Raw genomic sequence first — 25783 nt, 5'->3', positions numbered from 1 at the left:
TTTTGTGCGGCTCACTGCAAGACTCGATGTGATCCGCAGCCTTTTCACCTGACCTCTCGGAGCCTGCCGCCATGATGGTGCTTTATTCTGGAACCACCTGCCCCTACTCGCATCGCTGCCGCTTCGTGCTGTTCGAGAAGGGCATGGACTTCGAGATCCGTGATGTGGACTTGTTCGCCAAGCCCGAAGACATCGCGCTGATGAACCCGTACAACGAAGTGCCCATCTTGGTCGAGCGCGACCTGATTCTGTACGAATCGCACATCATCAACGAGTACATCGACGAGCGCTTCCCGCACCCGCAGTTGATGCCCGGCGACCCGGTTGCCCGTGCTCGTGTGCGCCTGTTCCTGCTGAATTTCGAGAAGGAGCTGTTCGCCCATGTGAATGTGCTGGAAGGTCGCAGCCAAGCCGTCAAGGCCACCGACAAGCAGCTGGAAAAGGCCCGCGCGCAAATCCGTGATCGCCTGACTCAGCTTGCCCCCATCTTCCTGAAGAACAAGTACATGTTGGGCGATGATTTCTCCATGCTCGACGTGGCCATTGCGCCCCTGCTCTGGCGCCTCGACTACTACGGCATCGACATGTCGAAGAATGCCTTGCCGCTGCTGAAGTACGCTGAGCGCATCTTCTCGCGCCCGGCTTACATCGAAGCGCTCACGCCGTCCGAAAAGGTGATGCGCAAGTAAGCGCTGAACGCAGCGAAGCGAGCACAAGAGTTCGACATGGATCAAAGCACAGACAAGGGCGGCCCGGGCAGCAGCTCGACCCGTCCCTACCTGATTCGCGCCTTGCACGACTGGTGCACTGACAACGGCTTCACGCCTTACATCGCGGTTCACGTCGACCGCATGGTGCAGGTGCCGATGGAGTACGTCAGCAACAACGAGATCGTGCTGAACGTCGGCTTTGATGCGACCAGCAGCCTGGACCTCGGCAACGAGACCATCCAGTTCAAGGCTCGGTTCGGCGGGACGGCGCGTGAGATCATCGTGCCGGTCGATCATGTGGTGGCCATCTATGCCCGTGAGAACGGTCAGGGCATGGCCTTCCCGGCTCCCGAGGCTGCCGCGCCTGCAGCTGCCTCGACGCCTGATGCCGAGGCCGTGGCCGCTGCTGCGAAGCCGCCACGCGGTTTGCGTTTAGCGGCTGTGCCCGGCGCTGAGGCGGCTGCTTCGGCACCTGTCGAGCCGGCACAGCCGGTCGAGGCGCCCAGTGCGCCGGTACTTGCGTCGGTTCCTGCGCCCGCCACACCGGATTCCGCTGCGGCGGCGAGCGACGATGGTGAGCCGGAAGGTCCGGGCCCCAGCGGTGGCCGCCCCACTTTGACTCGAATCAAATAAAAGTTTGATCGATCCTTAGGAAAGTCGGCTATACTGGCGGGCTAGTGCCGGCTTAGCTCAGTTGGTAGAGCAACCGCCTTGTAAGCGGTAGGTCATCAGTTCGAATCCGATAGCCGGCACCAGGAAAACATGAAGACGAGTCAGCGCAAGCTGGCTCGTTTTTTTTCGTCTGCCGTTTCGTCTCTCGGTGATTTCCAGCAGGACGGAGCCGTCTTTCTCGGCCCTGCGTTCAGCCTTGCTGCTGCACCTTGATGCGCACTTGGTGTGGGTGGATGCCCTGCTCGGCCAGCATCGCTTCTAAGTGCGGTTGCAGATGACGGAGCTTGGCCGCCACTGCAGCGTTCGCGGCCAGCAAGCTCCAGCCTTCTTCGTCCACCGGGCCGGGCTTGATAAAGCGGCTCAGGGTGCCGGGCAGGGCGGGCAGGATCACCGCCATGCGCCGGTTCGACTCGTGCAAGAGGCGACCCAGGCGCGCCAGGCCTTCGTGCCCAGCCAGCGCACGTGCAATCGGCAAGGGGTCGGGCACCTGGCTTGTTCCCTTGTCGCCGCTGCGGTGGCGGCTGGGTGGGAGAGGGCGGAAGAGCGGACGCATGGGGCCAGTGTAGTGGCCGCCCCCGTGCTTGCGGGCTTGCCCGGGTTGCTGCGAGGCGGAAGCCGGGATGGCGAATGCTAAACTGACGGGCTTTTGTGCCTGGACTTTCAGGGAATTTGCGCGTTGGCGTGCTTGCAAGCCCGCCGCCGCGCCCCATATGGACCGGGCATTGCTCTAAAAGAACAGCAAGAAGACCAAATCTGGCCCAGTCTCGCGGCGCGAATTTCACGATGCACGCCGGCAGCGACAGCCGCTCCGAGGAGCCCGCCCTGGCGAGCTCCCGTTCAACGAACAAACCATCACGCTGCATGTTGCCCAAGCTTCTCACCCAGATTTTCGGTAGCCGCAATGAGCGCTTGCTCAAGGGCTACCGCCGCGTTGTCCAGCAGATCAATGCGCTGGAGCCCCAGTTCGAAGCCCTCGATGACGAGGCCCTGCGGGCCAAGACCGGCGAGTTCAAGGCACGTGTGGCGAAGGGCGAGTCCCTGGATGCACTGCTGCCCGAGGCTTTTGCCGTGGTCCGTGAGGGCAGCAAGCGTGCCTTGAAGATGCGTCACTTTGACGTGCAGCTGATCGGCGGCATGGTGCTGCACGCGGGCAAGGTCGCTGAAATGCGCACCGGCGAAGGCAAGACCTTGATGGGCACGCTGCCTGTCTACCTGAATGCCTTGACCGGCAAGGGCGTGCACCTAGTGACGGTCAATGATTACCTGGCCAAGCGCGATGCCGAATGGATGGCGCAGCTCTATAACTTCCTGGGCCTGACGGTCGGCATCAATTTGCCGAATATGCAGCGCGAGCAGAAGCAGGCTGCCTATGCCGCCGATGTGACCTACGGTACCAACAACGAGTACGGCTTCGACTATCTGCGCGACAACATGGTCCACGATGTGGCCGACCGCGTGCAGCGCCCGCTGGCCTTCGCCATCGTCGACGAAGTGGACTCGATCCTGATCGACGAAGCCCGCACGCCGCTGATCATTTCCGGCCAAGCCGATGACCAGACCGATGTGTACCTGGCCATCAACAAGGTGGCCCCGCTGCTGAAGAAGCAGATCGGTGAGCTCGACCCGCGCACGGGTGAGGGCGTGATCGAACCCGGTGACTTCACCGTGGATGAGAAGTCGCACCAGATCTACCTGACCGAAGACGGCCATGACAACGCCGAGCGGCTGCTGGCCGAGATTGGCCTTCTGCCGGAAGGCGCCAGCCTGTACGACGCGGCCAACATCTCGCTGATGCACCATATGTATGCGGCCCTGCGGGCCCATCACATCTATCACCGTGACCAGCACTATGTGGTGCAGAACGGTGAGGTCACCATCGTCGACGAGTTCACCGGCCGCTTGATGACCGGCCGTCGCTGGAGCGATGGCCTGCACCAGGCTGTGGAAGCCAAGGAAGGCGTGGCGGTGCAGAGCGAGAACCAGACCCTGGCCTCGATCACCTTCCAGAATTACTTCCGCATGTACGGCAAGCTGGGCGGCATGACCGGCACTGCCGACACCGAGGCTTACGAATTCCAGGAAATCTACGGCCTGGAAACCGTGGTGATCCCGCCCAACCGCCCGACCCAGCGCCGTGACGAACTGGACCTGGTCTACAAGACCAACAAGGAAAAATTCGAGGCCGTGGTGCGCGACATCCGCGACTGCCACGAGCGCGGCCAGCCGGTGTTGGTGGGCACCACCTCGATCGAGAACTCCGAGCTGATCTCGGCCCTGCTGAACAAGGAAAAGCTGCCGCATCAGGTGCTGAACGCCAAGCAGCACGCCAAGGAAGCCGAGATCGTGGCCCAGGCCGGCCGCCCCGGCGTGATCACCATCGCCACCAATATGGCCGGGCGCGGCACCGACATCGTGCTGGGCGGCAACGTCGAGAACCAGGTCAAGGTGATCGAGGCCGACGCTGCATTGCCGGATTCGGTCAAGGCCGAACGCATCGAAAAGCTCAAGAGCGAATGGGCCGGTCTGCACGAGGCCGTCAAGGCCCAGGGTGGCCTGCGCATCATCGCCACCGAGCGCCACGAGAGCCGCCGCATCGACAACCAGCTGCGTGGACGTTCGGGCCGTCAGGGTGACCCGGGCAGTTCGCGCTTCTATCTGTCGCTGGACGACCAGCTGATGCGCATCTTCGCGGGCGACCGCGTGCGCGCCATCATGGACCGCCTGAAGATGCCCGAGGGCGAGGCCATCGAGGCCGGCATCGTCACCCGTTCGATCGAAAGCGCCCAGCGCAAGGTCGAAGGCCGCAACTTCGACATCCGCAAGCAGTTGCTCGAGTACGACGATGTCTCGAACGACCAGCGCAAGGTCATCTACCAGCAGCGCAACGACATCCTTGAAGCCGAAAGCCTGGTCGCCCAGATTGCCAATCTGCGCGCCAGCAGCCTGACCGATGTGGTGCGCACCTTCGTCCCGGCCGAAAGCCTGGAAGAGCAATGGGATCTGGCTGGTCTGGAGCGCGTGCTGCGTGACGAATGGCAGCTCGACATGGCCCTCAAGACACTGGTCGAGAAGAGCGACGCCATCACCGACGAGGAAATCGTTGAAGCCGTGGTCAAGGCTGGCGATGTGTCCTTCAACGAAAAGATCGAGCGTGTCGGCATCGACCAGCTGACGCCCTTCATGCGCATGGTCCTGCTGCAAAGCATTGACCAACACTGGCGTGAGCATCTGGCTTCCTTGGACTATCTGCGCCAGGGCATCCATCTGCGCGGTTATGCCCAGAAGAACCCCAAGCAGGAGTACAAGCGCGAGGCTTTCGAGCTGTTCTCGCAGTTGCTCGATGTGGTCAAGATGGAAGTCACGCGCACCTTGCTCAATGTGCGCATCCAGTCCCAGGAAGAGGCCGACCGCGCGGCTCAAGCCCTGGAGGCACGGGCCGACCAGGTCAGCAACGTCACCTACACCCATCCCAACGAGGATGGTTCGGTGTCGCAAGACCCGGCCGATGGCTTCGATGTGTCCAAGTACGGCCATGTCGGCCGCAACGATCCATGCCCTTGCGGCAGCGGCAAGAAGTTCAAGTCCTGCCATGGCAAGCTGAGCTGAAGCCAGCGCCGGCGGCACTGCTCCGGCCTTGAAAAAACGCCCCGCTCTCGGGGCGTTTTTTTTCGTCTGCGTGGGCTTGGCACCGGGCCTGCCTAGAGCGGGCTTTCTAAAAGCCCGCTTTTCCCGTGCTTTTCACACGAGCCCGCGTCGGTGTCACCGAGTCGGGGGGGCGACTCCCCCCGACCCTTCCCCTAGCATCTAGACCTAGATTGAAGTGGTTCTTGATTGGACTGGCCCAGCCGGTTCTGCAAGTCAAAAAGTTTCGAACCGAGGGTGAATGTGATGCGAACGAAAAAAGCAGTTGGAGCGATGGTTTCCCTGGCCGCAGGCTTGTTGAGCCTGGCCTCCCAGGTGCATGCCGGTCCGGTAACTCAGCTCAGCCTGGGTGTTGACGGTGAGTTCGCCAACTACGCCATCCGCACTCAGGGCGGTGAGGCCTTTTCCGACGCATTCCGCACTCTGACGCTGAGCTCGAATCGCTTGGTCAGCGGCAATTTGCTGACTCAATCGACCATGGCTGTTGATGTGGTCGACGTCTACTTGGTCAAGCTCGACGCACAAGGGCAGGCCGATATGAGCACCCGTCGCAGCTTTACGGAACAGCTGGCCGTGGACTGGTCCCAAGCCGACTATGGCGCCGAGCAGTGGAGCTTGGCTCCGGTCTTGCTGAGTGCGGGCACCTGGGAACTGCGCGTCAGCGGCGATGTCCTTGGCGGCAAGCATGGCGCGGCCTACTCCGGCCGTTTGCAGACCGGCAATAGCGTGCCCGAGCCGCAGACCCTGGCCTTGAGCTTGGTGGCACTTGCCGCCATGGCCGGCCTGAAGCGCCGCCGTCAGAAAGCCTGAGCCGCGCGCCCGAATACCTCTCTTGAATGAATTGATCGAGAAAGACTGACCATCATGTTCGCTTTCAACAAAGTCCTCAGCGCCCTTGCATTGACCCTGGTGGTCGGTGGCGCCACAGCTTCAACACAGAGCCTCAAGTTTGTCGACTCCAACGGCGATCTCGCCTTGAGCACTTCGTACATTGACAGCCTCGGTGTGCAGCGCGGCTCCAATGACTACAGTACCGGCGCCCTGCGTTTCGAGAACGCCGCAGGCGCCAGCTTCTATGCCTACTGCGTGGAACTGGCCCAGGATCACGCCAGCAGCCGCCGCGGTTTTCAGACCTACACCGAAGGCAGCTTCAGCAGTGCTGAAACCAAGCTGCTGCAAGGCCTGTTCGCCACCAGCTTCAGCAGCTCTTTGAGCAGCACGGAACAGGCAGCCTTCCAGACCGCCGTCTGGGAGATCACCCACGAGAGCGCGGGCAATGCACTCAATGTGGCGAGTGGCCAAGGCGCGTTTTTCGTCAAGGCCTTGAGCAGCGGCACCGGTGCTGACAACACTGCCTTCGTGGCCAGTGTCAATGGCTATCTGCAAGCCGCTCTGGGCTATGCCGGGCCGGATCTGTACACCATCACCAAGCTCAGCAACGGCACCTATCAGGATCTGTTGACCGTGTCCGCCGTCCCTGAGCCGGGCAGTTTGGCCCTCTTGATGGCCGGTCTTGGCGTGGTGGGTTTCATGGCGCGGCGTCGCCAGCGCTGAGCCCAAGTCGCAGCGCTTTACGCGCTTCGAGGCATCAAGGCCGGTCTGCTGACCGGCCTTTTTTTCGTCTGGCAGGGGCCTTGACCTTGCGGACCAACAAGATCGAGGTTGAAGCGTTTGCCGCTGGCGCCTGTCTTGTCTCTTCAGGCTCGTGCGCCACGCCGCAGTGTTGCCGATGCGTATGGTTGCGATTGCAGCACGCGTCCATGCCGCTGCAGCACTTCAGCGCATGAAGAAACGCGCTGTGCGTGGACAAACAAAAAGAGCTCCCGAAGGAGCTCTTGTCGCTTGCAGCGCAGGATGGGCTTGGTGATCAGTCGGTCTTGCGGCGGCGGGCGATGAAGCCAATCACGCCCAGGCCCGCCAGCAGCATGGCAAAGCTGCCTGGCTCCGGCACGGCCGAGACCAGCGGCGAGTAGCCGATTTCCAGATTGCTCTTCAGGCCCAGCGCGATCAGCTGACCTTCGACATGGCCGCCGCCGGTGCGTTGCTCGCCGCCATAAACGAAGGCATTCGGCGCCAGGATGCTGCCGCCGACAAAGCTGCCCACGGTCAGATCGGTGGCCTGGCTGATGTTGAACAGGACGTTGGCGTTCAGCGTATCCAGCTGGGTGGCCGGATTGCCCCAGGCGTCCAGGCCGCCGATGCCGACGTTCTGGGTCAGCTGGCCGCCGGCGAAGAGCACGGCGTCGGTGCCGGTGTAGTTGATCACCACGGTGGCGCCGGCCTTGATGCCGCTCAGGCTCAGGTTGCGGAAGGTGGCTGTGTTGACATTGAAGACTTCAAAGTCCGCGCCGCTGCCGATGAAGCTGATGCCGCTGATCACAGCCTTGCCGTTCTCGCTGTAGCTGCTGATCTGGGTCTTGCCGGTGGCGCTCAGGCTGCCCAGCTGGGTGGTGGTGTTGCGCAAGGTGGCGGCTGCGGCGTTGAAGTCGATCAGCCCGGCTTGCTTGCGCAGGTCCAGGTCCGCCGAGGAGCCGGTCTTGCTACCACCAAAGACGCCATAGCTATTACCGTACTGGCTCAGGCTCTGGTCCCAATAGGGCAGGTGGGAGCCTTTGGTCGAGTCCACGCCGGCCGGGGCATTGCTGTAAATGCGGCCGCCGTTGAAGCTCACATTGCCGCCCACCACCAGCGCCGGGCCGCTGACTGTGGAAGGCGTGCGGTAGTTGATCGACAGACCCGAGGCGTTCAAATTGCCGGCGACGGCCATCCGGCCTTCGATGTCATTGGCCGCATCGACATTGCCCAGGATGAAGGCGCTGAAACCCTTGGCTGCGCCAAAGTCGATGGTGGGGACGGCTTGGGCGGCGCTGGCGCCCAACAGCAGCATTGCTGCGGAAACCAATTGAATGCCACTCTTGAGCTTGATCGTCGCTTGCTTCACTTGAATCCCTTGTTTTGTGATGGGCAATCCTGCAAAAAGAAAGGTTTTGCAGGCCAGGGAAATTCTATGAAGCGGGCGAGGCTCAGGGTATCCCCGGGCTTAAGTGGTATTTCATTGGTTTGTGCGCTTTGCACGGATCGAGGCAAATTCGAGCCGCCATCCAGTCGCCTTCCCGGTCACGGCAGCAGATAGCTGGTCTTCACGCTGCTGAAGAACTCGGCGGCGTAGCTGCCTTGCTCGCGCGCACCTTGGCTGGAAGCCTTGCGGCCGCCGAAGGGCACGTGGTAGTCGACGCCGGCGGTCGGCAGGTTCACCATCACCATGCCGGCTTGGGCATGCCGCTTGAAATGGCTGGCATGCTTGAGTGAGCGGGTGCAGATGCCGCTGGACAGTCCAAAGGGGGTGTCATTGGCCAAGGCCAACGCATGCTCGTAGTTGTCTGCTGGAATGACGCTGGCCACAGGGCCGAAGATCTCTTCGCGGCAATGCTGCATGGCGTTGTCGCAGTCGACGAACAGGGCGGGGCTCAGGAAGTGTCCGGGGGTGTCCCGCTTCAGGAGTTCGCCGCCGCAGACCGGGCGTGCGCCTTCGGCGCGGGCCATGGCGATGTAACGCAGGTCCTGATTCAGCTGCTGTTCGTCAATGACGGGGCCGATCTGTGTGTCCGGCGCGAGGGCGTGGCCGACCCGCAGCGCGCGGGTGGCCTCGGCCATTTTCTCGACAAACTGGGCGTAGACCGCCTTGTGCACGATCAGGCGCGAGGCGGCCGTGCAGCGCTGGCCGGTCGAGAAAAATGCGCTTTGCACCGCGCAGTTCACGGCCAGGTCCAGGTCGGCGTCGTCCAGCACCACCCAGGGATTCTTGCCGCCCATTTCGAGCTGGAACTTGGCGCCGCGCTGCACGGCGGCCTGGGCCACCCGGGCGCCAGTGCCGACCGAGCCGGTGAAGCTCAAGCCCTGCACGCGCGCGTCGTCGAGCATGGCCTGGCCAACCACCGCGCCCGGGCCCATCAGGAGCTGGAACACACCCGCCGGCAGCCCGGCGCGACTGATGATCTCGCTGAGTGCCCAGGCCGTGCCCGGCACCAACTCGGCCGGCTTGAACAGCACGGCATTGCCAAACGCCAGGGCCGGCGCGATCTTCCAGGCCGGAATGGCTGCGGGGAAATTCCAGGGCGTGATCAGGCCCACGACACCCAAAGGCTCGCGGGTCACTTCCACCTCGACCCCGGGTCGCACCGAGGCCAGCTTGTCGCCGCGCTGACGCAAAGCCTCCTGCGCGAAGAACTTGAAGATGGCAGCAGCCCGCGCCACTTCACCGATGCCTTCCACGCGCGTCTTGCCTTCTTCGCGCGCCAGCAGCTCGCCCAGTGCGTCCTTGCGGGCCAGCAGTTCCTGGCCGATGGTGTCCAGTGCGTCGGCTCTTTGCTGCGGTGTCGACAGGCCCCAGGCTGGCGCCGCGGCGGCCGCGCTGGCGAGGGCCAGTTCCACCTGGGCCGCATCGGCCTGGCTGTAATGGCCGATCAGATCCCGGGTGTCCGAAGGGTTGATGTTGGCGCGCTGGTTGGGGCCTTCCAGCCATTGGCCGGCGATGTAGTTGGCGTAGGAGCTTGGGTTCATGAGGGTGGACTGTTCGGCAGTTTTGGTTTGGAATATTATAAATATATTAAACCAAATTAACGTGTCTCGTACCTCGAAGTCAAGCCTGGAGAGACCTGCCTGCCGGCTCCGTCAGTTGGTCCAAGGCGCGCGCCAGGCTGCTACCGCTGGGGGACTCGACATAGACACAGCGTTTGCCATGTCGCTTGCAGTGGTCCTTGACTCGCCAGTAAGCGTCGTGGCTGATGCAGCCGGTCTGGCAGATCACCAGGTCGGCGGCGGCCAGGCTGGCGTCGAGCTTAGCGACGGCGTCTTCTTCGCCGCCGTCGTGGTGCAGAAAGCGGCCGCCTGTGCCCTCAATCAGTTGGCGGTAGATGGGCACCACGCCGGGCCGGCCGCCGACGCAAAGCACGGCGCGTTCGGCCAGATCTGCTGCGGCACTGCTTGGCAGGGGCTCGGCCCGCAGTTCGTCCTCGGCCGGCGTGGTGGCTGCTTGCAGGCGCTGCAGCTCGGCCCGGCTTTCGCGTTGGCGCTGTTCGGCCCGTGCTGCGTCCTGCCGGGCGCGCAGCAAGGCGCGCTCCAGATCCTGGATGCGAGTGAGCTGTTGGCGAATCTGCTCGGCCTGCTCCTGGCGGTGGCGCAGTCCCGGCGCAGCGGCTTCGAGCGCCTGCATGTCGTCGCGCAGGCTGGCAAGCAAGGTGTCGCGGCCCAGCAGCTGGGCGCGCAGCTGCACCAGCTCGGCGGCCTGGCGCTCCTGCGCTGCGGCGCGCTCCTGCAGCACCCGCTGGCTGCGCTGCTGCACGCGCGCCAGCTCGGCCGCCAGCACCGCGTTCTCGTCGGCCAGGGCTTCCAGCCGGCCCAGATCGGCGCGGTTGGCGGCGCCCACTTGGTGTTGCAGCATGTGGATGTCGCGCAGGACCTGCTCTTGCAGGCTGTGCTCGCAGCGCGCGTGGGTCAGGGTGGCCCAGAAGCAGGCGGCCACGTCGAGCGGCGGCTCGCCCTCGCGCAGGGGCTGGCCCTGCGCGGCCGTGGCCCACCAGGCGGCCAGGGCCAGGGTGGTCTTGCAGGCAGCGGCCAGGCGCAGGGTGCGGATGAAGCGCTGGTCCAGCTCGCGCTGCAGCAGCTCGGCCACATCGCTGCGCTGGCCGCAGGCGTCGATGGCCAGGCAGTGCAGTTCGTAATCGTTGGCGCGCGGGTTGATGCCGGGCAGGCGCCCCAGGCGGCGCCGCAGCAAGGGCATGGGCAGGCAGACGCCGATCACCGGGCACAAGGCCTGGCTGGGCAGCTCCCAGAGCCGGCGTCGGCGCGAACCCAGGCGGTGCTCCTCCGCCGCGGGTTCTTTCGGCAGCGCCGGCTTGCGGGCCAGTCCGCCGAGCAGGGCGGGAGCGGCTGAGCCGGTTTGGGCTTCGCCCTCGATCAGGGCGGAGAAGACATTGGGGCTGTCACACATGCGGGTCTCCTTGTGGGCGAGGGACAAGTCGAGGGGGGATGGGAAAACGGGGTGAGAGAACTCAGCGGGGAAAAGCGACATAGGTCTGGGCTGCTGCGGCGTTCAGTGCGGTGCTCAGTGCGGCGCTTCTGGGCTTGTCGGCCTTGTGGGGTTGCCGCTGTTGCTAGTGCTGCTGCCATGCTGCAAGGCAAAACGCACCGGCACCTCCACCCAGCTGCTCAGCGCCTGCAGCTGCTCCTGCGTGCGCGCCTGGGCCGGCACATAGCGGCAGGCCAGGGCCAGGGCCTGTGCGGCCTGATCCAGCAGGCGCCAGCCGCTGCCGCGTTGCACGCGCACCTCGGCCGCCCGGCCGTCTTCGGCCACCTGCACGCGCAGCAGCACCTGGCCCTCGATGCCGCGTTCGCGCAGCGCCGCCGGGTAGAGCCGGGCGGCCTGGCGCGCGGCGCAATCGCCATGCTCGGCCGGCAGCTGCGCCGGGCTGCCGGTGTCGACCGGATGTGCGGGCTTGGGCCGGGCGCTGACAGGGCTGGCTGCCACGTGCTGGGCCACTGCGGCCAGCAGAGGCAGGTCTGCACGGGCCTTGCTGGCTTCGGCTTCGAGCGTCACAGGGGCACTGACGAGAGAGGGGGCCTGTGGCATCGCCTGCAACACGGGCAAGGTGGTTGCGGCAGCCAGGGGTGGCCTCGGCGCCCGCCCAGGTCGGGGCGCCGGAGCCGAGTCCTTCGCCTGCGGAATCCTCTGCGGCAGCAGCGACACGGCAACCGTCATCGGCCGCACCGCAGGCGGGTTGGCCGGCCGCCCGTGCAAGGCCCAGGCCAGGCCCAACACACCGCTCAGATGGGCCGTCAGCACCAGGCCCAGCACAGCCGGGCGGCGCGGTGTGGCGAGGGCGGGCGGCTTGTTCATCGACATGGGCTCCTGGCGCTGGCCGTTGAAGCTTCAGGCCACGCGCCGCGGCGCGGCCGCAGGCGCCAGGCTGGCCACCAGGGCCGAACCCTCGCCATCGCGCAGCAGGCGCAGGCGCACGCCGTAGAGCTGCTCCAGCAAGGGCAGAGCGGCGGGCACGGCGCCGCAGTCGGCCAGCAGGCGCCCGGCTTGCAGCAGCCAGAGGCGCTCGAAGTTCTGCATCGCCAGGTTCAGGTCGTGCAGCACCGCCACCAAGGCATGGCCGCGTGCGGCGGCAAAGCGGCGCCAGCGCTCCATCAGCTCCAGGGCCAGGCCCGGGTCCAGGGCGGCCAGGGGCTCGTCCACCAGCAGCAGGCCAGCCTCGCTGTCCCAGGCCTGGGCGAACACGCGCGCCATCTGCACCCGCGCCTGCTCGCCGCCCGAGAGGCTGTCGAAGCGCCGGCCGGCCAGGTGCCCGGCCTGGGCCTGCTGCAGGGCGGTGGCGACGATCTGTGCCTGCTGCGGGTCGCCATCGCGCGTGGCTTGCGCCACCCGGCCCAGCGACACCACCAGCTCCACCGGCAGGCCAAAGGCCACAGCGTGTTGCTGCGGCAGCACCGCGCGCCGCAGGGCCAGCTCCGCGGCTGGCCAGTCCTGCAGCGGCCGGCCGTCCAGGCGCAGCTGGCCGCGCTGCGGGCGCAACTCGCCGGCTATCAGTCGGAGCAGGCTGGATTTGCCAGCGCCGCTGGGGCCGAGGATGGCGACGCGCTCGCCCGCCTGCAGAGTCAGGCTGAAGGGGCCCAGCTCGGGCGCACCCGGCCCCGAGCCCAGGCGCAGGCCCAGCTGGTCCATTTGCAGCAGGCGGCTCATGCGACAGCTCCGTGGCGCAGGGACTGGCGCAGCAGCCACAAGAAACAGGGCGCACCGAGCAGAGCGCTGAAGATGCCGACCGGGATCTCGGCCGGCACGGCCAGGGTGCGCGCCAGGGTGTCGGCCAGCAGCAGCAAGAGGGCGCCGCTCAGCATGGCGCAGGGCATCAAGCGGCGCAGATCGGGCCCGACCAACTGCCGCGCCAGATGCGGCGCCATCAGGCCGATGAAGCCGATGCTGCCGCAGGCCGACACGGCCAGGGCCGAGAGCAGGGCAATGCCCAGCACGCTGCGCCGCCGCAGGCCCTGCACATCGACGCCGACATGGGCCGCCTGCTCGCGCCCCAGGGCCAGGGCATTCAAGGGCTGGGCCCAGCGCCGGGCCTGCAGCGCCACGGCCAGCAGGGCCGCGCCCATCATCAGCAGCAGCCAGCCATTGGCCCCGGCCAGCGAGCCCAGGCTCCAGAAGCTCAGGGCGCGCAGCTGTTCATCGGTGGCCAGATGGCTGCACAAGCCCACCAGGGCGAAGGCCAGGGCCTGTACCGCCAGGCCGCAGAGCAGCAGGGCCGACACCGAGCCCGGCGCCAGCCAGCGCGCCAGGCGCTCCAGCGCCCAGCACACGCCCAGCGCCCCGGCAAAGCCCGCCACCGGCAGCAGCCAGATCCGCCAGGCCGGCGGCAGCTGGAACTGCAGGCCGGCGAACAGGGTCAGGCACAGGGCCACGGCGGCGGCTGCGCCGGCGCTGATGCCCAGCAGGCCGGGGTCGGCCATGGGGTTGCGAAACAAAGCCTGGCTCAGGCAGCCGGCCAGGCCCAGGGCCGCGCCCACCGCGAGGCTCAAACCCACACGCGGCAGGCGCAGATGCCAGAGCACATGGGCGCCGCCGCTCAGCGGCGCTTCGCCACCCGGCCAGAGCAGCCAGTCGCCCGGTGCGATCTGCACCGCGCCCAGATGCAGGGCCAGGGCGCTGCCCAGCAGCAGGGCCAGGCCCAGCAGTCCGGTGGCTGAGAGCTGTGGCCGCTGTGTCCGTTGCTGGGCGGGCGTGCTCAGCCAGGGATTCATGCGCCGGCCCCAGCGCGGCCGGGCTCGGGGTACAGGCCGTGCGCCAGCCGGCTCAGGGCCTGGGGCAGGCGCGGGCCAAAGCCCAGCAGTTCCAGGGCATCCAGCGCAAGCACGCGGCGCTGCTGGCCGGCCGGGGTCTGGGCCAGGCCGGGCAGCTTGAGCAAGGCCTCCAGGCCGCCGGCCGCAGCCAGGCCTTGCTCGGTCAGGAGGATGTGCTCAGGGGCGGCGGCGATCACCGCTTCCGGCGTCAAGGGCTTGTAGCCGCTCACGCCCTGCAAGGCATTGCGTGCGCCGGCATAACTGAGCATGGCATCGGCAGCCGTATCCTGGCCGGCGATGCGTACCTGGCCCATGCCGTGCGAGAGGATGAAGAGCACGCGCGGTGAGCGCCGCCCGCCACCGGGCAGGGCGCTGCGCTGGGCCACCCCGCGCAGGCTGGCCTGCCAGTCGCGCTCCAGGCGCTCGCACAGGGCGGCTGCCTCGCTGCGCCTGTTCAGCAGCTCGCCGAGGCGGCGCGTGCGCGCCAGCAGGCCTTCGAAGCGGTGCTCGGCGCGCAGCACCTGCAGGTTCATGCCGGCCGCTTCCAGCTGGCGCAGCACGGCCGGTGGGCCGGCGTCTTCGGTGGCGATGATGAGCTGGGCTTGCAGGGCCAGCAGGCCTTCGGTGGCCAGGGTGCGGGCGTAGCCGACATTGGGCAGGCGTTGGGCTTGCGGCGGGTAGAGCGAGGTGCTGTCCACGCCGACCAGGCTGGCCTCCGCACCCAGGGCATAGACCAGCTCGGTCAGCGCGCCGCCGATGCTCATCAGGCGCTGCGGGCTGGGCGCAGCGCACAGAGGCGTCGCCCCGGCGGCCATCAGCAGGCCCAGGCCTGCCCCGGCGCTGAACTGGCGGCGCTTCACGGGCAGGACTCCACAGCGGCGGCCTGACGGTCAGCCAGGCTTTCCAGCAGGGTGCGCCAGTCGCAACGCTCGGCCTGGCCGGGCTTGCGTTCGCCAAACAGCATGGCGATGTTGCGGCCCTGGGCGTCGAACAGCTCGAGCGAGCAGACCAGGCCGTCCACCGTGGGCTTGCGCACCAGCCAGGCCTGGGCGATGTGGTCTTCGCGCAGATGCAGATTGAAGCCGGGGTCCAGCACATTGAGCCAGGGGCCCATCACCGCCACGCGCTGGATCGGGCCGCTGTGGATCTGGATGGCGCCGGCATTGCCGGTGAACACCATGAGGGGCACGACCTCCTGCGCCGCCCGGCTGAGCAGCTCCTGGGCCGCGGCCAGGGGCAGGGCTTGGGCAAACTGCGGCTCAGCCAGGCGCAGGGCTTGGGTGCGGCTGAGGCCGAAGCGGCGCAGCAGGGCGAAGAAATCATGGGTGTCGCGCAGCGAGGCCCAGGCGGCGTGGAAGCCGGCTAGGTCGATCTCGGCATCGGGCTTCTCCGCCGGCTCGGCAGGCGCGGCCTCGATCTGGATGCCGGGCGCCTGGTCTTCGTGCGCGAAGCGCTGCAGCAGGGCCTGGTAGGCCGCTTGATTGCTCTCCGGGCGCAAGAAGATCTTGTGGATGGCCTGACCGCTGGCGTCGAAGAACTGCAGGCTGCGCTGCTCGGCGCCATCGGCCAGGCGCTCGCTGAGCGCGAAACCATGGGCCCAGGCGCGGTAGAACAGGCGCAGATCGATGGCCCCGCCCAGCACCAGGCCAACGCCGCCTTGCGCGCTGGCGCTGCGGTAGGGCCCGGTCTTCTCGTGCACGCAGGACTCGTTGCGGGTCAGCGCCATCAGCTCGCCCAGGGCCTCGCAGGCTTCGATCAGCTCGGGCCAGAGCGGCTGCAAGCGCTGGGCGCGCAGCGGGGACTCCTCGGCGGTGAATGCACCGAGATGGGCGGCGACCAGCTCACCTTCGCTGATCTGCAGCTTGAGGGCGATGTCGCGGTGGCGGGCAGGCTGGCCGGCGGCGGGGCTGAGGCGGGCGTGGCCAAAGGCCTGGCGCAGGCGGCTGAAGCTGGCTTGCATGGTGAAACTCTCCGGGTGTTGGGTGTGGAAAAGGGCGCGGGCTCAGAACTCGGCGGCCAGCGAGACCTGCAGCTGGCGGCCGGGCGCGGTGTAGGCGTCCAGCTCGGTGTTGTTGGCGGCCAGGCCGCGCACATCAGCCCAGCGCCAGTAGCGGCTGTTGCCCACGTTGTTCAGCTGGGCCTGCAGGCGCCAGCCGGGCTGGACACGCCAGCCCAGGCCCAGGTCCAGGACCTGGTAGCGGGGCGTGAGGAACTGGCTGGCGACGCTGCTGTCCTGGGCGCGCTTGGCGGCGGCCAGCTGCCAGTTGGCACTCCAGCTCCAGTCGCCGCGCTCCCAGCGCGCGCCCAGCTGGGCGCGGTCGGGCTGCACGGTGTCGAGCGGGCTGCGCTCCCCGTTTTGCTCGCTGTGGCCGCGGCTGCGGGCCAGGGCGGCGCTCAGCTCCAGGCCGGGCTGGGCCTGCCAGAACACACGGGCCTCCACGCCCTGGATGCGCGCCTGGTTCAAATTGATCGACTGAAAGATCAGCGGGTCTTTGGGTTTGCCGCTGCCGCGCACCACCTGCTGGCTGATGAAATCGCGGTAGCGGTTGCGGTAGGCGCTGAGCTGCCAGCGCAACTGCTCGGCCACGCGGCCGCGCAGGCCCAGCTCCAGGCTTTGCGCGCGTTCGGCTTTCAGGTCCGGGTTGCCGATGCTTTCATAGCCATGCACGGGGTTGGCAAAGCCGTTGTTGACCTGATCGGCCGTGGGTGCGCGAAAGCCCAGCGCCCATTGCGCATAGGGCTGGACCGTTTCGCTGGCGCGCCAGACCAGGCCCAGGCGCGGTGTCAGCGCCTGGTCGCTGAGGCTGACCACGGCGCCGCTGTAGCCGCTGCTCTTGGGGCTGAGCCGATAGCGCTCGTAGCGCAGGCCCGGAATCAGGCTCAGGCTGCCGGTCTCGATCTCGCTTTGCACAAAGGCGCCGATCTGGCTGGCGTCGGTGTCGGGGAAGGGCTTGCTTGGGAAGCTCTCGCCGGCCGGCGGCACGGTGCCATCGCGCAGGCCGCTGATTCGGTTGCGGCTGAGGTCGATGCCGTAGCTCAGGCGCTGGCCGCTGAGCTGTGTCTGCGCCTGGCTGCTGAAGCCGATCAGTTCCTCTCGGTAGTAACCTTCGCGGATGCGGTCGGGCGACTGGTGGCGGTCTTCCACGCTGCGCTGGCGGGTCTCGCTGTGCTGCACATAGATCTGGCTGTGCAGGGACTGCAGCCATTCGCCGTTCAGGTCGTCGTAGCGGTGTTCCAACGAGACGCGGCGGCGGTTCAGGCGGTCTTGGGCGTCGAGGTCGATCACGGCCGAGGGTGTCTTGTCGTTGACCACGGGGGCGCGGCCCGACAGCACTTCCGTGTCCTGGCGGCGCTGGCGCAACTCCAGCGTCGCTTGCAGGCGCTGGCTGGGGCTCAGGCGCAGGGCAGTTTTGGCCAGCAGGTTCTCGCTGTGGATGTCGGCCGGGTTGGGCGCAGTGCGCAGGCTGTTGAGATCCTTGCGCTCGCCGCGGTTCTGGGTTTCATGGCCGCGCGCCAGGCTCAGCTGCAGCAGGTGCTGCCATTCGCCTTGTTGGAATGCAAAGGCGCCGCTGAGCCGCTGCGAGCGGTCCACCGTGGCCAGGCTGCTGCGCAGCAGGCCGGCCTGGGTCTTGCCGTCCTTGAGCAGGTCTTCGGGCGAGAGGCTGCTCAGGCTCAGGGCGCCGGCCAGACCGTCGCTGCCGAACTGGGCCGAGGCCGGGCCGCGCAGCACCTCGGCGCGGCTCAGCGCATCGAGGTCCACCTGGTCGGCGCGGCCGCTGGCAAAGGCACCGAAGCTGAAGGCCTGCGGCAGGCGGATGCCGTCCACCATCATCAGCACCTGGTTGCCCTCCAAGCCACGGATGTTCAGGCCCTCGTTGCCGGCGCGGCCGAGCGAGCTGCCAGCGGCGCTGAAGCGGGTGGCGGCGCTGCGCACGGCCAGGTCGACTTCGTCATCGAGCAGATCCTTGAGGTTGCGCGCCTCACGCTTGAGCAGGGCGGCGCGGTCGATCACGGTGACGGTGTTGGGCACCTTGTCACTGGCCCGCTCGGTGCGGGTGGCGCTGATGGTGATCTCGGGCAAGGCCGTCACCGCGCCGGCTTGCGTCGCCTGGTCGGGCTTCGGCGAGCCGCTCTGGGCCAGGCCGAGCCCAGGCGTTGCCATCAGGGCCACCGCCAGGGCGATGGGTCGTAGCGTGCTTGGGTAATGGCTTACTTCAGCGCCAGAGAAAAATGGGCGCGAGGAAATCGAGGCGGCAGCGTGCGTGCGCAGCATGGTCGTGAGTCCTTGTCTGGAAAAGGGACTGGCACGGGCGGGCTGGCGCGGGGCGAGGCTGGCTGGTGCGAAACAGAAATGAAAAAAGCGAAGGGATCTGGAAAGAAAGCGGCAAAAAGGAAGTCGTTCGGGTGGGCAGGCGGGACGGTGGAGGGCGGCGTCGGCGCTACTTGGTCAGGATCAGCTTGCCCAGCGAGGTGACGCGCAGCCGGTAGATCTGTCCGGCATGTTCGATCTCGACCTCTCGGCGGTCGGCCAGCAAGGTTTCGCTGCTGAGGCGGCGCGGCGCAGCGCCGGGGCGTGCCGACGACAGGGCTGCCAGCGAAGCGGGCGATGCAGGCGAAACGGCGGGCGTGGGCCGCGTGGCCGACAGCGTGCCCGGGGCTTCGGTTTCCAGCGCCAGGCTGGCAGCCAGCAGGCTGGCGGGACGGATGGAAGAGGATGACATGGCTTGCATCTTAAATGAGAACGATTCGTAATTGCAATCTCTTTCGAGCGCAGCCGCGACTATCCTGTGCGCGTCGCAGTCGGGTGCGGAGATGAGAATGCAAGCTGTTTCGACCGGGCGAGCGCGGTCTTGCCTCAGCGTGGAGCGGCTGCACGCACAATGCTTTGTCCGCGTGCGCCTCCGGCTTGCGCGCCACTTGCATGCTTTGTTGAAAGGAAGCCACCATGAAGGGTGATGCCAAGGTCATCGAATACCTGAATGCCCAGCTCAAGAACGAGCTGACCGCCATCAACCAGTATTTCCTGCACTACCGCATGCTCAAAAACTGGGGCCTGGAGCGCCTGGCCAAGCATGAGCACGACGAGTCCATCGAGGAGATGAAGCACGCCGACAAGCTGATCGACCGCATCCTGATGCTGGAAGGCCTGCCCAATCTGCAAGACCTGGGCAAGCTCTACATCGGCGAGAACGCGGTCGAGGTGCTGCACTGCGACTTGAAGATCGAGGTCGGTTCGCACCCGCTGCTGAAGGAGGCGATCGCCTACTGCGAAAGCATCCGGGACTATGTTTCACGCGAGGTGCTGGTCAGCATCCTCGAAGACACCGAAGAGCACATCGACCATCTGGAAACCCAGATCGGTCTGGTTGCTCAGCTGGGCGAGCAAAACTGGCTGCAATCGCAGCTGTCCTGATCGGTCCAGAAGCACGGGCTGGCCGTCCCGGGAGGGGCGGCGCCCGTCAAACTTTGCGTGGCATGGCCCTGTGTTCTGGGGGGATGCTTGCGAACATGATTGAGAAGTGTTCGCATTTGCGATAGAGTGGCGTTGTCCCTGAACGCCCGGACTGCTCTACCCAGGCCAACGCCCCGCGCCATGATCGTCTGCCTCTGCCACCGTGTTTCCGACCGCGACATCCGCCGCCAGGTGGCCGACGGCGTGCGCAACTTTGACGTGCTGCAGGACGAAACCCGGGTGGCCGCCGCTTGCGGCAGCTGCCTGGATTGCGCCCGCGAGGTGTTTGACGAGGCCCTGGCCCAACCCGCTTGCGCCGCCCGCTGCGGCGGCGCGCCCTTCAAGATGGACGGCTCCAGCCAGCCGCTGCGCCGCATGACGGTGCGCCCGGAGTTGTTGTTGCCTTGATGGGGCGGCCGCGTTTGCGGTCTGTGAGCCGTTGAACAGGCGGGTGGGGGCGGTCGCCTGATTGTCTTGATTCCGTCGAATCACTGACAAGAGCGCGTCATACGGGCTGCCTAGCATGGCGAGCTCATGAGCCCTGCCATTCCCATCGCCTGCGAGAGCCGCCTGCCTGAAGCGCCCCTCACGCGAGCGAGGCAGGTGGCTGTCGTGTTTCTGGCCTGCCTGCTGGCGCTGCTGGCCCTGGCTGTGCGCGGCTCCGGCCGCGAGCCCTTGTGGCTGGCCCAGCTGCAGCCCACGCTGGCGCAGTTCTCGCCCACGCTCTGGTCCTTGCTGAGCGTCGCCGGCCTCGGTTGGGCGGCCCTGGGTTTTGTATCGGTGCAGAAGCCGGCCCTGGCCGAGCGCCTCTGGCCTGCAAGCCTGTTCGCCCTGCTGCTCGGCGGCTTGCTGGCCCAGGTCCTGAAGAAATGGATCAATGCGCCGCGCCCGCCCTCGGTCTTGGACGCAGGCGAGTTGTGGGTCACCGGAGATCCGCTCTACTTCAACGCCATGCCTTCGGGCCACTCGGCTACTGCGGCGACCTTGGTCTTGCTGATTTGGGCGCTGGCCCGGCCGCCGCGCTGGGGCCAGGTCTTGCTGATCTGGGCTGCGGTGTCGGTCGGCCTGGCGCGCGTCGGCGTCGGCGCGCATTGGGCCAGCGATGTGCTGGCCGGGTGGGCGCTGGGCTTGGTGGTGGGCCTGCTGGCGCTGCATGCCGTGCCGCGTGCGCCGCGCTGGATGCAAGGCGTGCGGGGCGTGCGCGGGCGCGCGGCTGTGGGCTTGCTGAGCGGCTGTGTGCTGGCGCTGACGCCCTGGGGCTACCCGCTTGCCGAAGCCGGGCAATGGCTGATGGGCTTGTGCCTGATTGCCGCCGCCGGCTGGCAGCTCTGGCGTTATGGCCAGCTCGCGCGTCCTGCTGCCCTGCTGCGCGTGCTCTTGGGCCTGGTGCTGCTTTTGCTCTTGCTCGCCTGGGCCGCGCCGCAAATCGATCTGCAGCAATGGCGCGCCACGCTCGCCCGCGTTTCGGCTGCCGAGTGGTTGCTGGCCGCACTGGCCCTCTTGCTCAGCCTGGGCCTGCGCGGCTGGCGGGTGCAGCTGGAATGGCGCGCGCGGCGCGAGCAGAGTGGTGTGCCCACGGCATCCTTGAGTTACGGCGCCAGCCTGCGCCTGCTGCTCTTGCACACCCTGGCCTTGAACTGGGCACCGCTGCGCAGCGGTGAGTTGGGTTACCTCTGGCTGGCGCAGCGTCAGTACGGCGCCACGACCGGCGAGGCCCTGGCCAGCTTGGTCTGGCTGCGCCTGCAGGATCTGTTGGTGCTTGCCAGCTTGAGCTTGGCCGCGCTGCTGGCCTGGTGGCTGGGGCAGGGCGCGGCCCTGGCCTTGTTGATCAGTGCCTTGATCTTTCTGGCGGGCTCCGTGCTGTTGCGCGCAATGCTTGGGCGGCTGGCTCTTCGGCCCGGCGCTGCGCCCTCCGGCCGCTGGCAGCGCCTGCGGGGCGCGCTGGCTCAGGCACCGTCGCAGGGCGCCCAGCGGCCGATAGCCCTGCTCAGCCTGGCCAACTGGTGGCTCAAGCTGGCGGCGCTGGGCGGCTTGCTGATGGCCTTGCTGGACAGCTCAGCGTTGCAGGGGCTGCTGGCCGCGATTGGCGGTGAGTTGGGCGGCATGTGGCCGATTCAGGCCACCGCCGGCCTGGGCAGTTATGAGGCGGGCGTGGCCGGTGTTGCCGCCTGGTTGGGCACCGAGCTGGCCCTGCCGCTGATCCTGGCCGCCGCCCTGGCGGTCCACGGCTTGGCTCTCTTGCTCAGCACGGCCGCCGGCCTGCTGGTCCTGCTTTTCTACGGACTGCCGGCGCCCGCGTCGGCCGCCACTTTGCGAGTCGCATGACGATGAATCCACCTACTTCCCTGGTCCTTGATCCGCCGCTGGGTGCAGCGCCGGTCGGCGAGCCCGCGCTGGCGGCTGCGATCAGCAAGCCGGCCATCGCTCTTGAGCCGCTGCCGGCGCATCGGCTCAGCGTGGTCGTGCCCATGTACAACGAGCGCGAGAACGCCGCGCCCTTGATCGACGCGGTGCAAGCCGCGCTGGCGGACTATGGCCAGCCTTGGGAGCTGCTGGTGGTGGACGACGGCAGCCGCGACGGCACGGCAGCCCTGCTGAGCCAGCATGCCCGCCGCGTCGGCCCGCACATCCGCGTCATTCGCCTGGCGCGCAATTTCCGGCAGACCGCGGCCATGCAGGCCGGCATCGATGCGGCCCGTGGCGACGTCATCGTCACCATGGACGGTGACTTGCAAAATGATCCGAGCGACATCCCGCGTCTGGTCGAGCGCCTGCTGCGCGAAGAGCTGGACCTGGTGGCCGGCTGGCGCCAGCAGCGGCAAGATGGCCTGTGGCTGCGCAAGATTCCCTCGCTGCTGGCCAACCGCCTGATCCGCAAGATCACCGGCCTGCAGTTCCAGGATCTGGGCTGCAGCCTCAAGGCCTTCCGTGCGCCCGTGCTCAAGCAGGTGCGGCTGTACGGCGAGATGCACCGTTTCATCCCCGCCTGGCTGGCCACGGTGACCGCGCCCGAGCGCATGGCCGAGGAGCCGGTGCAGCACCATGCGCGCCTGCGTGGCCAGTCCAAGTACGGCATCTCGCGCTCGCTGCGCGTGGTGGTTGATCTGCTGGCCGTGTTCTTCTTTCTGCGATTCGGCACCCGGCCCGGGCATTTCTTTGGCGTGCTGGGCCTGGGCGTGATGATGGTGGGCATGGCCCTGCTCAGTTATCTGGGCGTGCTCAAGCTGCTGGGTGAGTCGATTGGCGGCCGGCCGCTCTTGCTGCTGGGCTTTTTCTCGATCCTGGGCGGCCTGCAATTTCTGACCACTGGCGTGCTGGCCGAGCTCTTGATGCGGGTGTACTTCGAGGGCCGCCAGGTGCGCCCCTACCAGCGCGCCTTGCACACGGCGGAGGCCGACCCCGCGCCCGAGCGTGGCTGGAGCCAGACCGCGCCATGACCGCACTCGCTCCACAGCGCTTCAGCGCGCAGGCCTGGGGTCTCTGGGCTCTGGCCATGGCGGCGCTTTTTCTGCTGCGCTTGGGCGCGGCGCCGCTGTTCGATGTGGACGAAGGCGCCTTTGCCGAGGCCTCGCGCGAGATGCTGGCCAGTGGCGATTGGTTGCACACCACGCTCAACGGCCGCGATCGTTTCGACAAACCGATCGGCGTCTACTGGCTGCAAGCCAGCAGCCTGGCCTTGTTCGGCGTCAACGAGTTCGCGGCGCGCCTGCCCTCGGCCCTGTGCGGCCTGGGCTGGGTGCTGGCCCTGGCCGGCTTCGCCCGGCCGCGTTTTGGTGACGCCACCGCTATGTTTGCCGCCACGGCCCTGGGCAGCAGCTTGGGTGTGCTCTTGATCGGCCGTGCGGCCACCGCCGATGCTTTGCTCAACCTGCTCCTGGTGCTGACCCTGCTGGACCTGTGGCGGCATCTGGAGTCCAGCGCCGGCCGGCCCTGGGCGCTGCGCCGTGCGGCCTTGTGGGCGGGCCTCGGTGTGCTGACCAAAGGGCCAGTGGCGGTGCTGATTCCTTTCGCCACCTTGCTGCTCTGGCTGTGGCGCCAGCAGGGCCTGCGTGCGCTGCCGCGCGCGGTTTGGCGGACCCTGGCCGAGCCTGGTGCGCTGGCGCTGTTCTTCCTCGCTTGGGCGCCCTGGTATGCCTATGCCTTGCAACGCCACGGCTGGGCCTTCATCGATGGCTTTTTGCTGCAGCACAACTTGCAGCGCTTCAGCTCACCGCTGGAGGGCCATGGCGGCGGGCCGCTGTACTACCTGCTGATGCTGCCCCTGCTGAGCCTGCCCTGGACGCCGCTGCTGGCTGCCGCCTTGCTGCAGATCCGCCGGCATTGGCAGCAGCCCTTGCCGAGCTTTCTGATCTGCTGGGCCGGCTTTGTGCTGGTGTTCTTTTCGCTTTCGGGCACCAAGCTGCCGCACTATGTTCTCTACGGTCTGACACCTTGGCTGCTGCTGGGCGCGATGTCCCTGAGTTCGCCGCTGAGCCGCGCCTGGCGTTGGGCTCTCGCGCTTTCGGCTGCTGGTCTGGCCGTGTTGCTCGGTGGGCTGATGGCGGCCGCGGCCTCGGGGCGGCTGACGGCGGGAAAGGCGGGTTTGTATGCCGAGCTGATTGCTGCCTCGCCGGCCTTGCCCAGCTTCGCACCAGGGCTGCTGGGGCTGCTGCTGGCGATGCTGCTTTTGTTGTGGCTGTGGCCGCGTCTGAGCCTGCCGCAGGCCGCCCTCGGTACGGCGCTGCTCTCGGGCGGCCTGCTGGTGACGGTGGTGGTGCCCTGGTGGGGTCAGGTCTTGCAGGGGCCGGTGCGGGCAGCCGCCCTGCAGGCGGCGCAGCGAGATCCTTCATTGCCCGGCCAGGTTTGGCTCTGGCGCAGCCAGACACCGAGCTTTGGTTTTTACCGCCAGCAGCCCACGCCGGGCCTGCCCGAGCCGCGGGTCGGTGATTGGGTGTTCACCCGCGCCGATGAGCTCAAGAGTGCGCCACCGAGCACGGCCTACGAAATCCTGCGCCCTGGCCCGGGCTATGTGCTGCTGCAGTGGATGGACAAAGGCGAACGACCATGAAGCATGTCTGGAACAGCCCCCGGGCGCGTCATCGTGAGATGCGGGCGTTTGCCCTGTGTCTGGCTCTGTGCCTGGCGCTGTTCGCGGCCTGGCCCACACTGGACCTGAGCCTCAGCCGCGCCTTGTACGCCGGACAGTTCGTCCATGCGGAAAAAGCCTGGGTGCGGGCCTTGTACGAAGGCGTGCCCTGGCTGACCCGGGGCCTGGCGCTGTTTCTGGTCTTGCGCTTGCTGGCCGGTCGCTGGCGCCTGTCGCGCCCGCATTGGCGGCGTCTCTGGGTGAGCTTGCTGGTGCTGGTCTTGGTGGTGGGCGCTCTGGTACATGGGCCGGTCAAGCAGTTTTGGTCGCGGCCCCGGCCCGTGCAACTGTTGGAGTTCGGCGGCAGCGAAGCCTACAGCCCACCGCTGGCGCCGGCCGGGCTGAACCCCGAACGCAAGCGCTACTCCTTCGTCAGCGGCCACGCCGCCTCGGGCTTTGCCTTGCTGGCGCCGGCCTTGTTTGCCGCGCCAGCGCGGCGGCGCTGGTGGGGCCGGGCGGCCCTGGGCTTGGGTCTCTTGATCGGGCTGGGGCGCATTTTTCAAGGCGGCCATTTCCTCAGCGATGTGCTGTTTGCCGGTCTGCTGGTTTGGGGATCGGCTTTGGTGATCCGCCAGCTTTGGCTGCTGGGCGGCCTGCGGCGCGTGCGTGCGCCTGGGCCCCGGGCCTGGATTCAGAGTTTGAAGAAGAAAGCGGTATGAAACGAGTTTCGAAATGCCTGGTAGCCAGCATGGCCCTGCTGCTCAGTAGCGCCCACGGCTTGGCCCAGGCCGAAGAAAGAGCCGCGCTCAAATCCATGGCCGTGGGCGGCAGCTTGGCGAGCTGGGCCTGGCTGGCCTGGCAGGGTGCGCCGATCGACTTGGCCTTGTGCGCGAAGCAGGGCCCGAGCGGCCTGCGTTTCGAGGCCGCCAAGGACCGCGAGCTGCGCGCCGCCAGCCTGGGCTGGCGCCTGGGCGAATGCACGGCCTGGCGCTCTCCCTCAAGCGCCCTCAGCCTGCAGCTGGCGCCGCGCCTGCAGCTAGGCGCCTGGCAGGCCCGCCAGGGCGAGCCGCGCCACCTTGTCGATGCGGCCTTCATCCCGGCCCTGCGTTGGGACCTGGGCGCGCCGGCGGCGGGCTTGCGCCTCGATCTGGAGCTGGGCATCGGCGCCGGCCTGATCAGCCACAGCCGCATCGGCGATCGCCAGAAGAGTACGAACTTCCAGTTCTTCGATGTCATGGGCTTGGGCCTGCGCAGCGCCGATGCGCGCTGGCGCCTGAGCCTGGACTACCGCCACGTCAGCAATGCCGACATCCGCAAGCCCAACCAGGCAGTGGACTTCATCGGCCTGAGTGTGGAAGTCCCCATTCCTTGAGTCGCCGGGGCGGGCCACAATCCGGC

Annotated in this window: 23 protein-coding genes, 1 tRNA gene and 1 pseudogene; 14 read left to right on the top strand and 11 right to left on the bottom strand. The window is 67.2% G+C overall.

All coding sequences use genetic code 11. The features are described 5' to 3' along the window. Nucleotides 1-71: 71 nt before the first annotated feature. The 3 genes from LNV28_RS08905 (at nt 72) to LNV28_RS08895 (ending at nt 1465) form a co-directional block, all read left to right on the top strand. Nucleotides 72-689 (top strand): glutathione S-transferase N-terminal domain-containing protein, encoded by a 618-nt coding sequence (locus LNV28_RS08905; protein ID WP_137941068.1) that lies wholly within the window; start codon nt 72-74, stop codon nt 687-689. A 36-nt stretch (nt 690-725) separates the two neighbouring features. Continuing rightward, nucleotides 726-1343 carry a ClpXP protease specificity-enhancing factor gene (locus LNV28_RS08900; protein WP_263518643.1) on the top strand — a complete coding sequence of 206 codons (618 nt, stop codon included), beginning with the start codon at nt 726-728 and terminating at the stop codon, nt 1341-1343. Between the two features lie 46 nt (nt 1344-1389). Next, nucleotides 1390-1465 (top strand) — tRNA-Thr (locus tag LNV28_RS08895). Nucleotides 1466-1572: 107 nt separating this feature from the next. Here the strand turns inward: LNV28_RS08895 and LNV28_RS08890 are convergent. After that, nucleotides 1573-1935, bottom strand: coding sequence for a hypothetical protein (locus LNV28_RS08890; RefSeq protein WP_263518641.1), 363 nt, complete (start codon nt 1933-1935; stop codon nt 1573-1575). Between the two features lie 308 nt (nt 1936-2243). On the opposite strand from LNV28_RS08890, the pseudogene secA reads away from it, so the two are divergent. The 4 genes and pseudogenes from secA to LNV28_RS08875 all read left to right on the top strand — a co-directional run. Further along, nucleotides 2244-4865: pseudogene (secA, locus tag LNV28_RS08885) on the top strand (preprotein translocase subunit SecA); the annotation flags it as partial. Nucleotides 4866-4868: 3 nt separating this feature from the next. Next, nucleotides 4869-4988: an SEC-C metal-binding domain-containing protein gene (locus LNV28_RS25180; protein ID WP_411910557.1), complete on the top strand. Its 120-nt coding sequence runs from the start codon at nt 4869-4871 to the stop codon at nt 4986-4988. A 309-nt stretch (nt 4989-5297) separates the two neighbouring features. Continuing rightward, nucleotides 5298-5834: an FxDxF family PEP-CTERM protein gene (locus tag LNV28_RS08880; RefSeq protein WP_263518637.1), complete on the top strand. Its 537-nt coding sequence runs from the start codon at nt 5298-5300 to the stop codon at nt 5832-5834. 54 nt (nt 5835-5888) lie between these two features. After that, a complete protein-coding gene (locus LNV28_RS08875; RefSeq protein ID WP_263518635.1) occupies nt 5889-6578 on the top strand; it encodes a PEP-CTERM sorting domain-containing protein in 690 nt (229 codons plus the stop codon). 313 nt (nt 6579-6891) lie between these two features. Here the strand turns inward: LNV28_RS08875 and LNV28_RS08870 are convergent, their stop codons facing one another. The 10 genes from LNV28_RS08870 to hemP all read right to left on the bottom strand — a co-directional run bounded on the left by LNV28_RS08870 (nt 6892) and on the right by hemP (nt 18589). Next, nucleotides 6892-7965, bottom strand: coding sequence for a choice-of-anchor A family protein (locus tag LNV28_RS08870; RefSeq protein ID WP_263518632.1), 1074 nt, complete (start codon nt 7963-7965; stop codon nt 6892-6894). Between the two features lie 176 nt (nt 7966-8141). Then, nucleotides 8142-9584, bottom strand: a complete 1443-nt coding sequence (locus tag LNV28_RS08865; protein ID WP_263518630.1) for an aldehyde dehydrogenase family protein — start codon at nt 9582-9584, stop codon at nt 8142-8144. 79 nt (nt 9585-9663) lie between these two features. Then, the gene (locus LNV28_RS08860; RefSeq protein ID WP_263518628.1) at nt 9664-11013 is read right to left on the bottom strand and encodes a DUF2325 domain-containing protein; all 1350 of its coding nucleotides are present in this window, start codon (nt 11011-11013) and stop codon (nt 9664-9666) included. Between the two features lie 114 nt (nt 11014-11127). Beyond that, nucleotides 11128-11919 carry a TonB family protein gene (locus LNV28_RS08855; protein ID WP_263518626.1) on the bottom strand — a complete coding sequence of 264 codons (792 nt, stop codon included), beginning with the start codon at nt 11917-11919 and terminating at the stop codon, nt 11128-11130. A gap of 33 nt (nt 11920-11952) precedes the next feature. Then, on the bottom strand, nt 11953-12768 hold the full coding sequence (locus tag LNV28_RS08850; RefSeq protein ID WP_263518624.1) for an ATP-binding cassette domain-containing protein: 816 nt from the start codon (nt 12766-12768) through the stop codon (nt 11953-11955). Further along, the gene (locus LNV28_RS08845; protein WP_263518622.1) at nt 12765-13829 is read right to left on the bottom strand and encodes a FecCD family ABC transporter permease; all 1065 of its coding nucleotides are present in this window, start codon (nt 13827-13829) and stop codon (nt 12765-12767) included. The genes LNV28_RS08850 and LNV28_RS08845 overlap by 4 nt, the downstream gene beginning before the upstream one ends. Then, on the bottom strand, nt 13826-14728 hold the full coding sequence (locus LNV28_RS08840; RefSeq protein ID WP_263518620.1) for a heme/hemin ABC transporter substrate-binding protein: 903 nt from the start codon (nt 14726-14728) through the stop codon (nt 13826-13828). The genes LNV28_RS08845 and LNV28_RS08840 overlap by 4 nt, the downstream gene beginning before the upstream one ends. Beyond that, on the bottom strand, nt 14725-15828 hold the full coding sequence (locus tag LNV28_RS08835) for a hemin-degrading factor (RefSeq protein WP_263518619.1): 1104 nt from the start codon (nt 15826-15828) through the stop codon (nt 14725-14727). Before LNV28_RS08835 ends, LNV28_RS08840 begins: the two co-directional genes overlap by 4 nt. A gap of 42 nt (nt 15829-15870) precedes the next feature. Next, the gene (locus LNV28_RS08830) at nt 15871-18141 is read right to left on the bottom strand and encodes a TonB-dependent hemoglobin/transferrin/lactoferrin family receptor (protein ID WP_263518617.1); all 2271 of its coding nucleotides are present in this window, start codon (nt 18139-18141) and stop codon (nt 15871-15873) included. A 166-nt stretch (nt 18142-18307) separates the two neighbouring features. Continuing rightward, a complete protein-coding gene (gene hemP, locus LNV28_RS25070; protein ID WP_318013838.1) occupies nt 18308-18589 on the bottom strand; it encodes a hemin uptake protein HemP in 282 nt (93 codons plus the stop codon). A 224-nt stretch (nt 18590-18813) separates the two neighbouring features. Here hemP and bfr point away from each other — a divergent pair, with 224 nt between their 5' ends. The 7 genes from bfr to LNV28_RS08790 all read left to right on the top strand — a co-directional run bounded on the left by bfr (nt 18814) and on the right by LNV28_RS08790 (nt 25757). Then, complete coding sequence (gene bfr, locus LNV28_RS08820; RefSeq protein WP_171826844.1) at nt 18814-19281, top strand: bacterioferritin; 468 nt, start codon at nt 18814-18816, stop codon at nt 19279-19281. Nucleotides 19282-19461: 180 nt separating this feature from the next. Then, nucleotides 19462-19728 (top strand): (2Fe-2S)-binding protein, encoded by a 267-nt coding sequence (locus LNV28_RS08815; RefSeq protein ID WP_263518614.1) that lies wholly within the window; start codon nt 19462-19464, stop codon nt 19726-19728. 126 nt (nt 19729-19854) lie between these two features. After that, nucleotides 19855-21645, top strand: coding sequence for a phosphatase PAP2 family protein (locus LNV28_RS08810; protein WP_263518612.1), 1791 nt, complete (start codon nt 19855-19857; stop codon nt 21643-21645). Nucleotides 21646-21647: 2 nt separating this feature from the next. Continuing rightward, complete coding sequence (locus tag LNV28_RS08805) at nt 21648-22757, top strand: glycosyltransferase family 2 protein (protein ID WP_263518610.1); 1110 nt, start codon at nt 21648-21650, stop codon at nt 22755-22757. Continuing rightward, a complete protein-coding gene (locus LNV28_RS08800; protein ID WP_263518609.1) occupies nt 22754-24367 on the top strand; it encodes an ArnT family glycosyltransferase in 1614 nt (537 codons plus the stop codon). Before LNV28_RS08805 ends, LNV28_RS08800 begins: the two co-directional genes overlap by 4 nt. Next, entirely contained in the window at nt 24364-25104 is a 741-nt protein-coding gene (locus LNV28_RS08795; protein WP_263518607.1) for a phosphatase PAP2 family protein, read from the top strand. Before LNV28_RS08800 ends, LNV28_RS08795 begins: the two co-directional genes overlap by 4 nt. After that, a complete protein-coding gene (locus tag LNV28_RS08790) occupies nt 25101-25757 on the top strand; it encodes an acyloxyacyl hydrolase (protein ID WP_263518605.1) in 657 nt (218 codons plus the stop codon). Before LNV28_RS08795 ends, LNV28_RS08790 begins: the two co-directional genes overlap by 4 nt. The last annotated feature ends 26 nt before the right edge of the window (nt 25758-25783 follow it).

This window comes from Paucibacter sp. DJ2R-2 (assembly GCF_025717675.1).
In the GTDB taxonomy this organism is placed as follows: Bacteria; Pseudomonadota; Gammaproteobacteria; order Burkholderiales; family Burkholderiaceae_C; genus Paucibacter_A.
The sequence above is the reverse complement of the archived record's forward strand: the minus strand, read 5'-3'. Positions and strand labels throughout refer to the sequence as shown.

Coding starts and splice junctions, on each gene's coding strand:
- LNV28_RS08905 (WP_137941068.1), top strand. CDS start 72: ATGATGGTGCTTTATTCTGGAACCACCTGCCCCTACTCGCATCGCTGC.
- LNV28_RS08900 (WP_263518643.1), top strand. CDS start 726: ATGGATCAAAGCACAGACAAGGGCGGCCCGGGCAGCAGCTCGACCCGT.
- LNV28_RS08890 (WP_263518641.1), bottom strand. CDS start 1,935: ATGCGTCCGCTCTTCCGCCCTCTCCCACCCAGCCGCCACCGCAGCGGC.
- LNV28_RS08880 (WP_263518637.1), top strand. CDS start 5,298: ATGGTTTCCCTGGCCGCAGGCTTGTTGAGCCTGGCCTCCCAGGTGCAT.
- LNV28_RS08875 (WP_263518635.1), top strand. CDS start 5,889: ATGTTCGCTTTCAACAAAGTCCTCAGCGCCCTTGCATTGACCCTGGTG.
- LNV28_RS08865 (WP_263518630.1), bottom strand. CDS start 9,584: ATGAACCCAAGCTCCTACGCCAACTACATCGCCGGCCAATGGCTGGAA.
- LNV28_RS08860 (WP_263518628.1), bottom strand. CDS start 11,013: ATGTGTGACAGCCCCAATGTCTTCTCCGCCCTGATCGAGGGCGAAGCC.
- LNV28_RS08855 (WP_263518626.1), bottom strand. CDS start 11,919: ATGAACAAGCCGCCCGCCCTCGCCACACCGCGCCGCCCGGCTGTGCTG.
- LNV28_RS08850 (WP_263518624.1), bottom strand. CDS start 12,768: ATGAGCCGCCTGCTGCAAATGGACCAGCTGGGCCTGCGCCTGGGCTCG.
- LNV28_RS08845 (WP_263518622.1), bottom strand. CDS start 13,829: ATGAATCCCTGGCTGAGCACGCCCGCCCAGCAACGGACACAGCGGCCA.
- LNV28_RS08835 (WP_263518619.1), bottom strand. CDS start 15,828: ATGCAAGCCAGCTTCAGCCGCCTGCGCCAGGCCTTTGGCCACGCCCGC.
- LNV28_RS08830 (WP_263518617.1), bottom strand. CDS start 18,141: ATGCTGCGCACGCACGCTGCCGCCTCGATTTCCTCGCGCCCATTTTTC.
- hemP (WP_318013838.1), bottom strand. CDS start 18,589: ATGTCATCCTCTTCCATCCGTCCCGCCAGCCTGCTGGCTGCCAGCCTG.
- bfr (WP_171826844.1), top strand. CDS start 18,814: ATGAAGGGTGATGCCAAGGTCATCGAATACCTGAATGCCCAGCTCAAG.
- LNV28_RS08815 (WP_263518614.1), top strand. CDS start 19,462: ATGATCGTCTGCCTCTGCCACCGTGTTTCCGACCGCGACATCCGCCGC.
- LNV28_RS08810 (WP_263518612.1), top strand. CDS start 19,855: ATGAGCCCTGCCATTCCCATCGCCTGCGAGAGCCGCCTGCCTGAAGCG.
- LNV28_RS08805 (WP_263518610.1), top strand. CDS start 21,648: ATGAATCCACCTACTTCCCTGGTCCTTGATCCGCCGCTGGGTGCAGCG.
- LNV28_RS08800 (WP_263518609.1), top strand. CDS start 22,754: ATGACCGCACTCGCTCCACAGCGCTTCAGCGCGCAGGCCTGGGGTCTC.
- LNV28_RS08795 (WP_263518607.1), top strand. CDS start 24,364: ATGAAGCATGTCTGGAACAGCCCCCGGGCGCGTCATCGTGAGATGCGG.
- LNV28_RS08790 (WP_263518605.1), top strand. CDS start 25,101: ATGAAACGAGTTTCGAAATGCCTGGTAGCCAGCATGGCCCTGCTGCTC.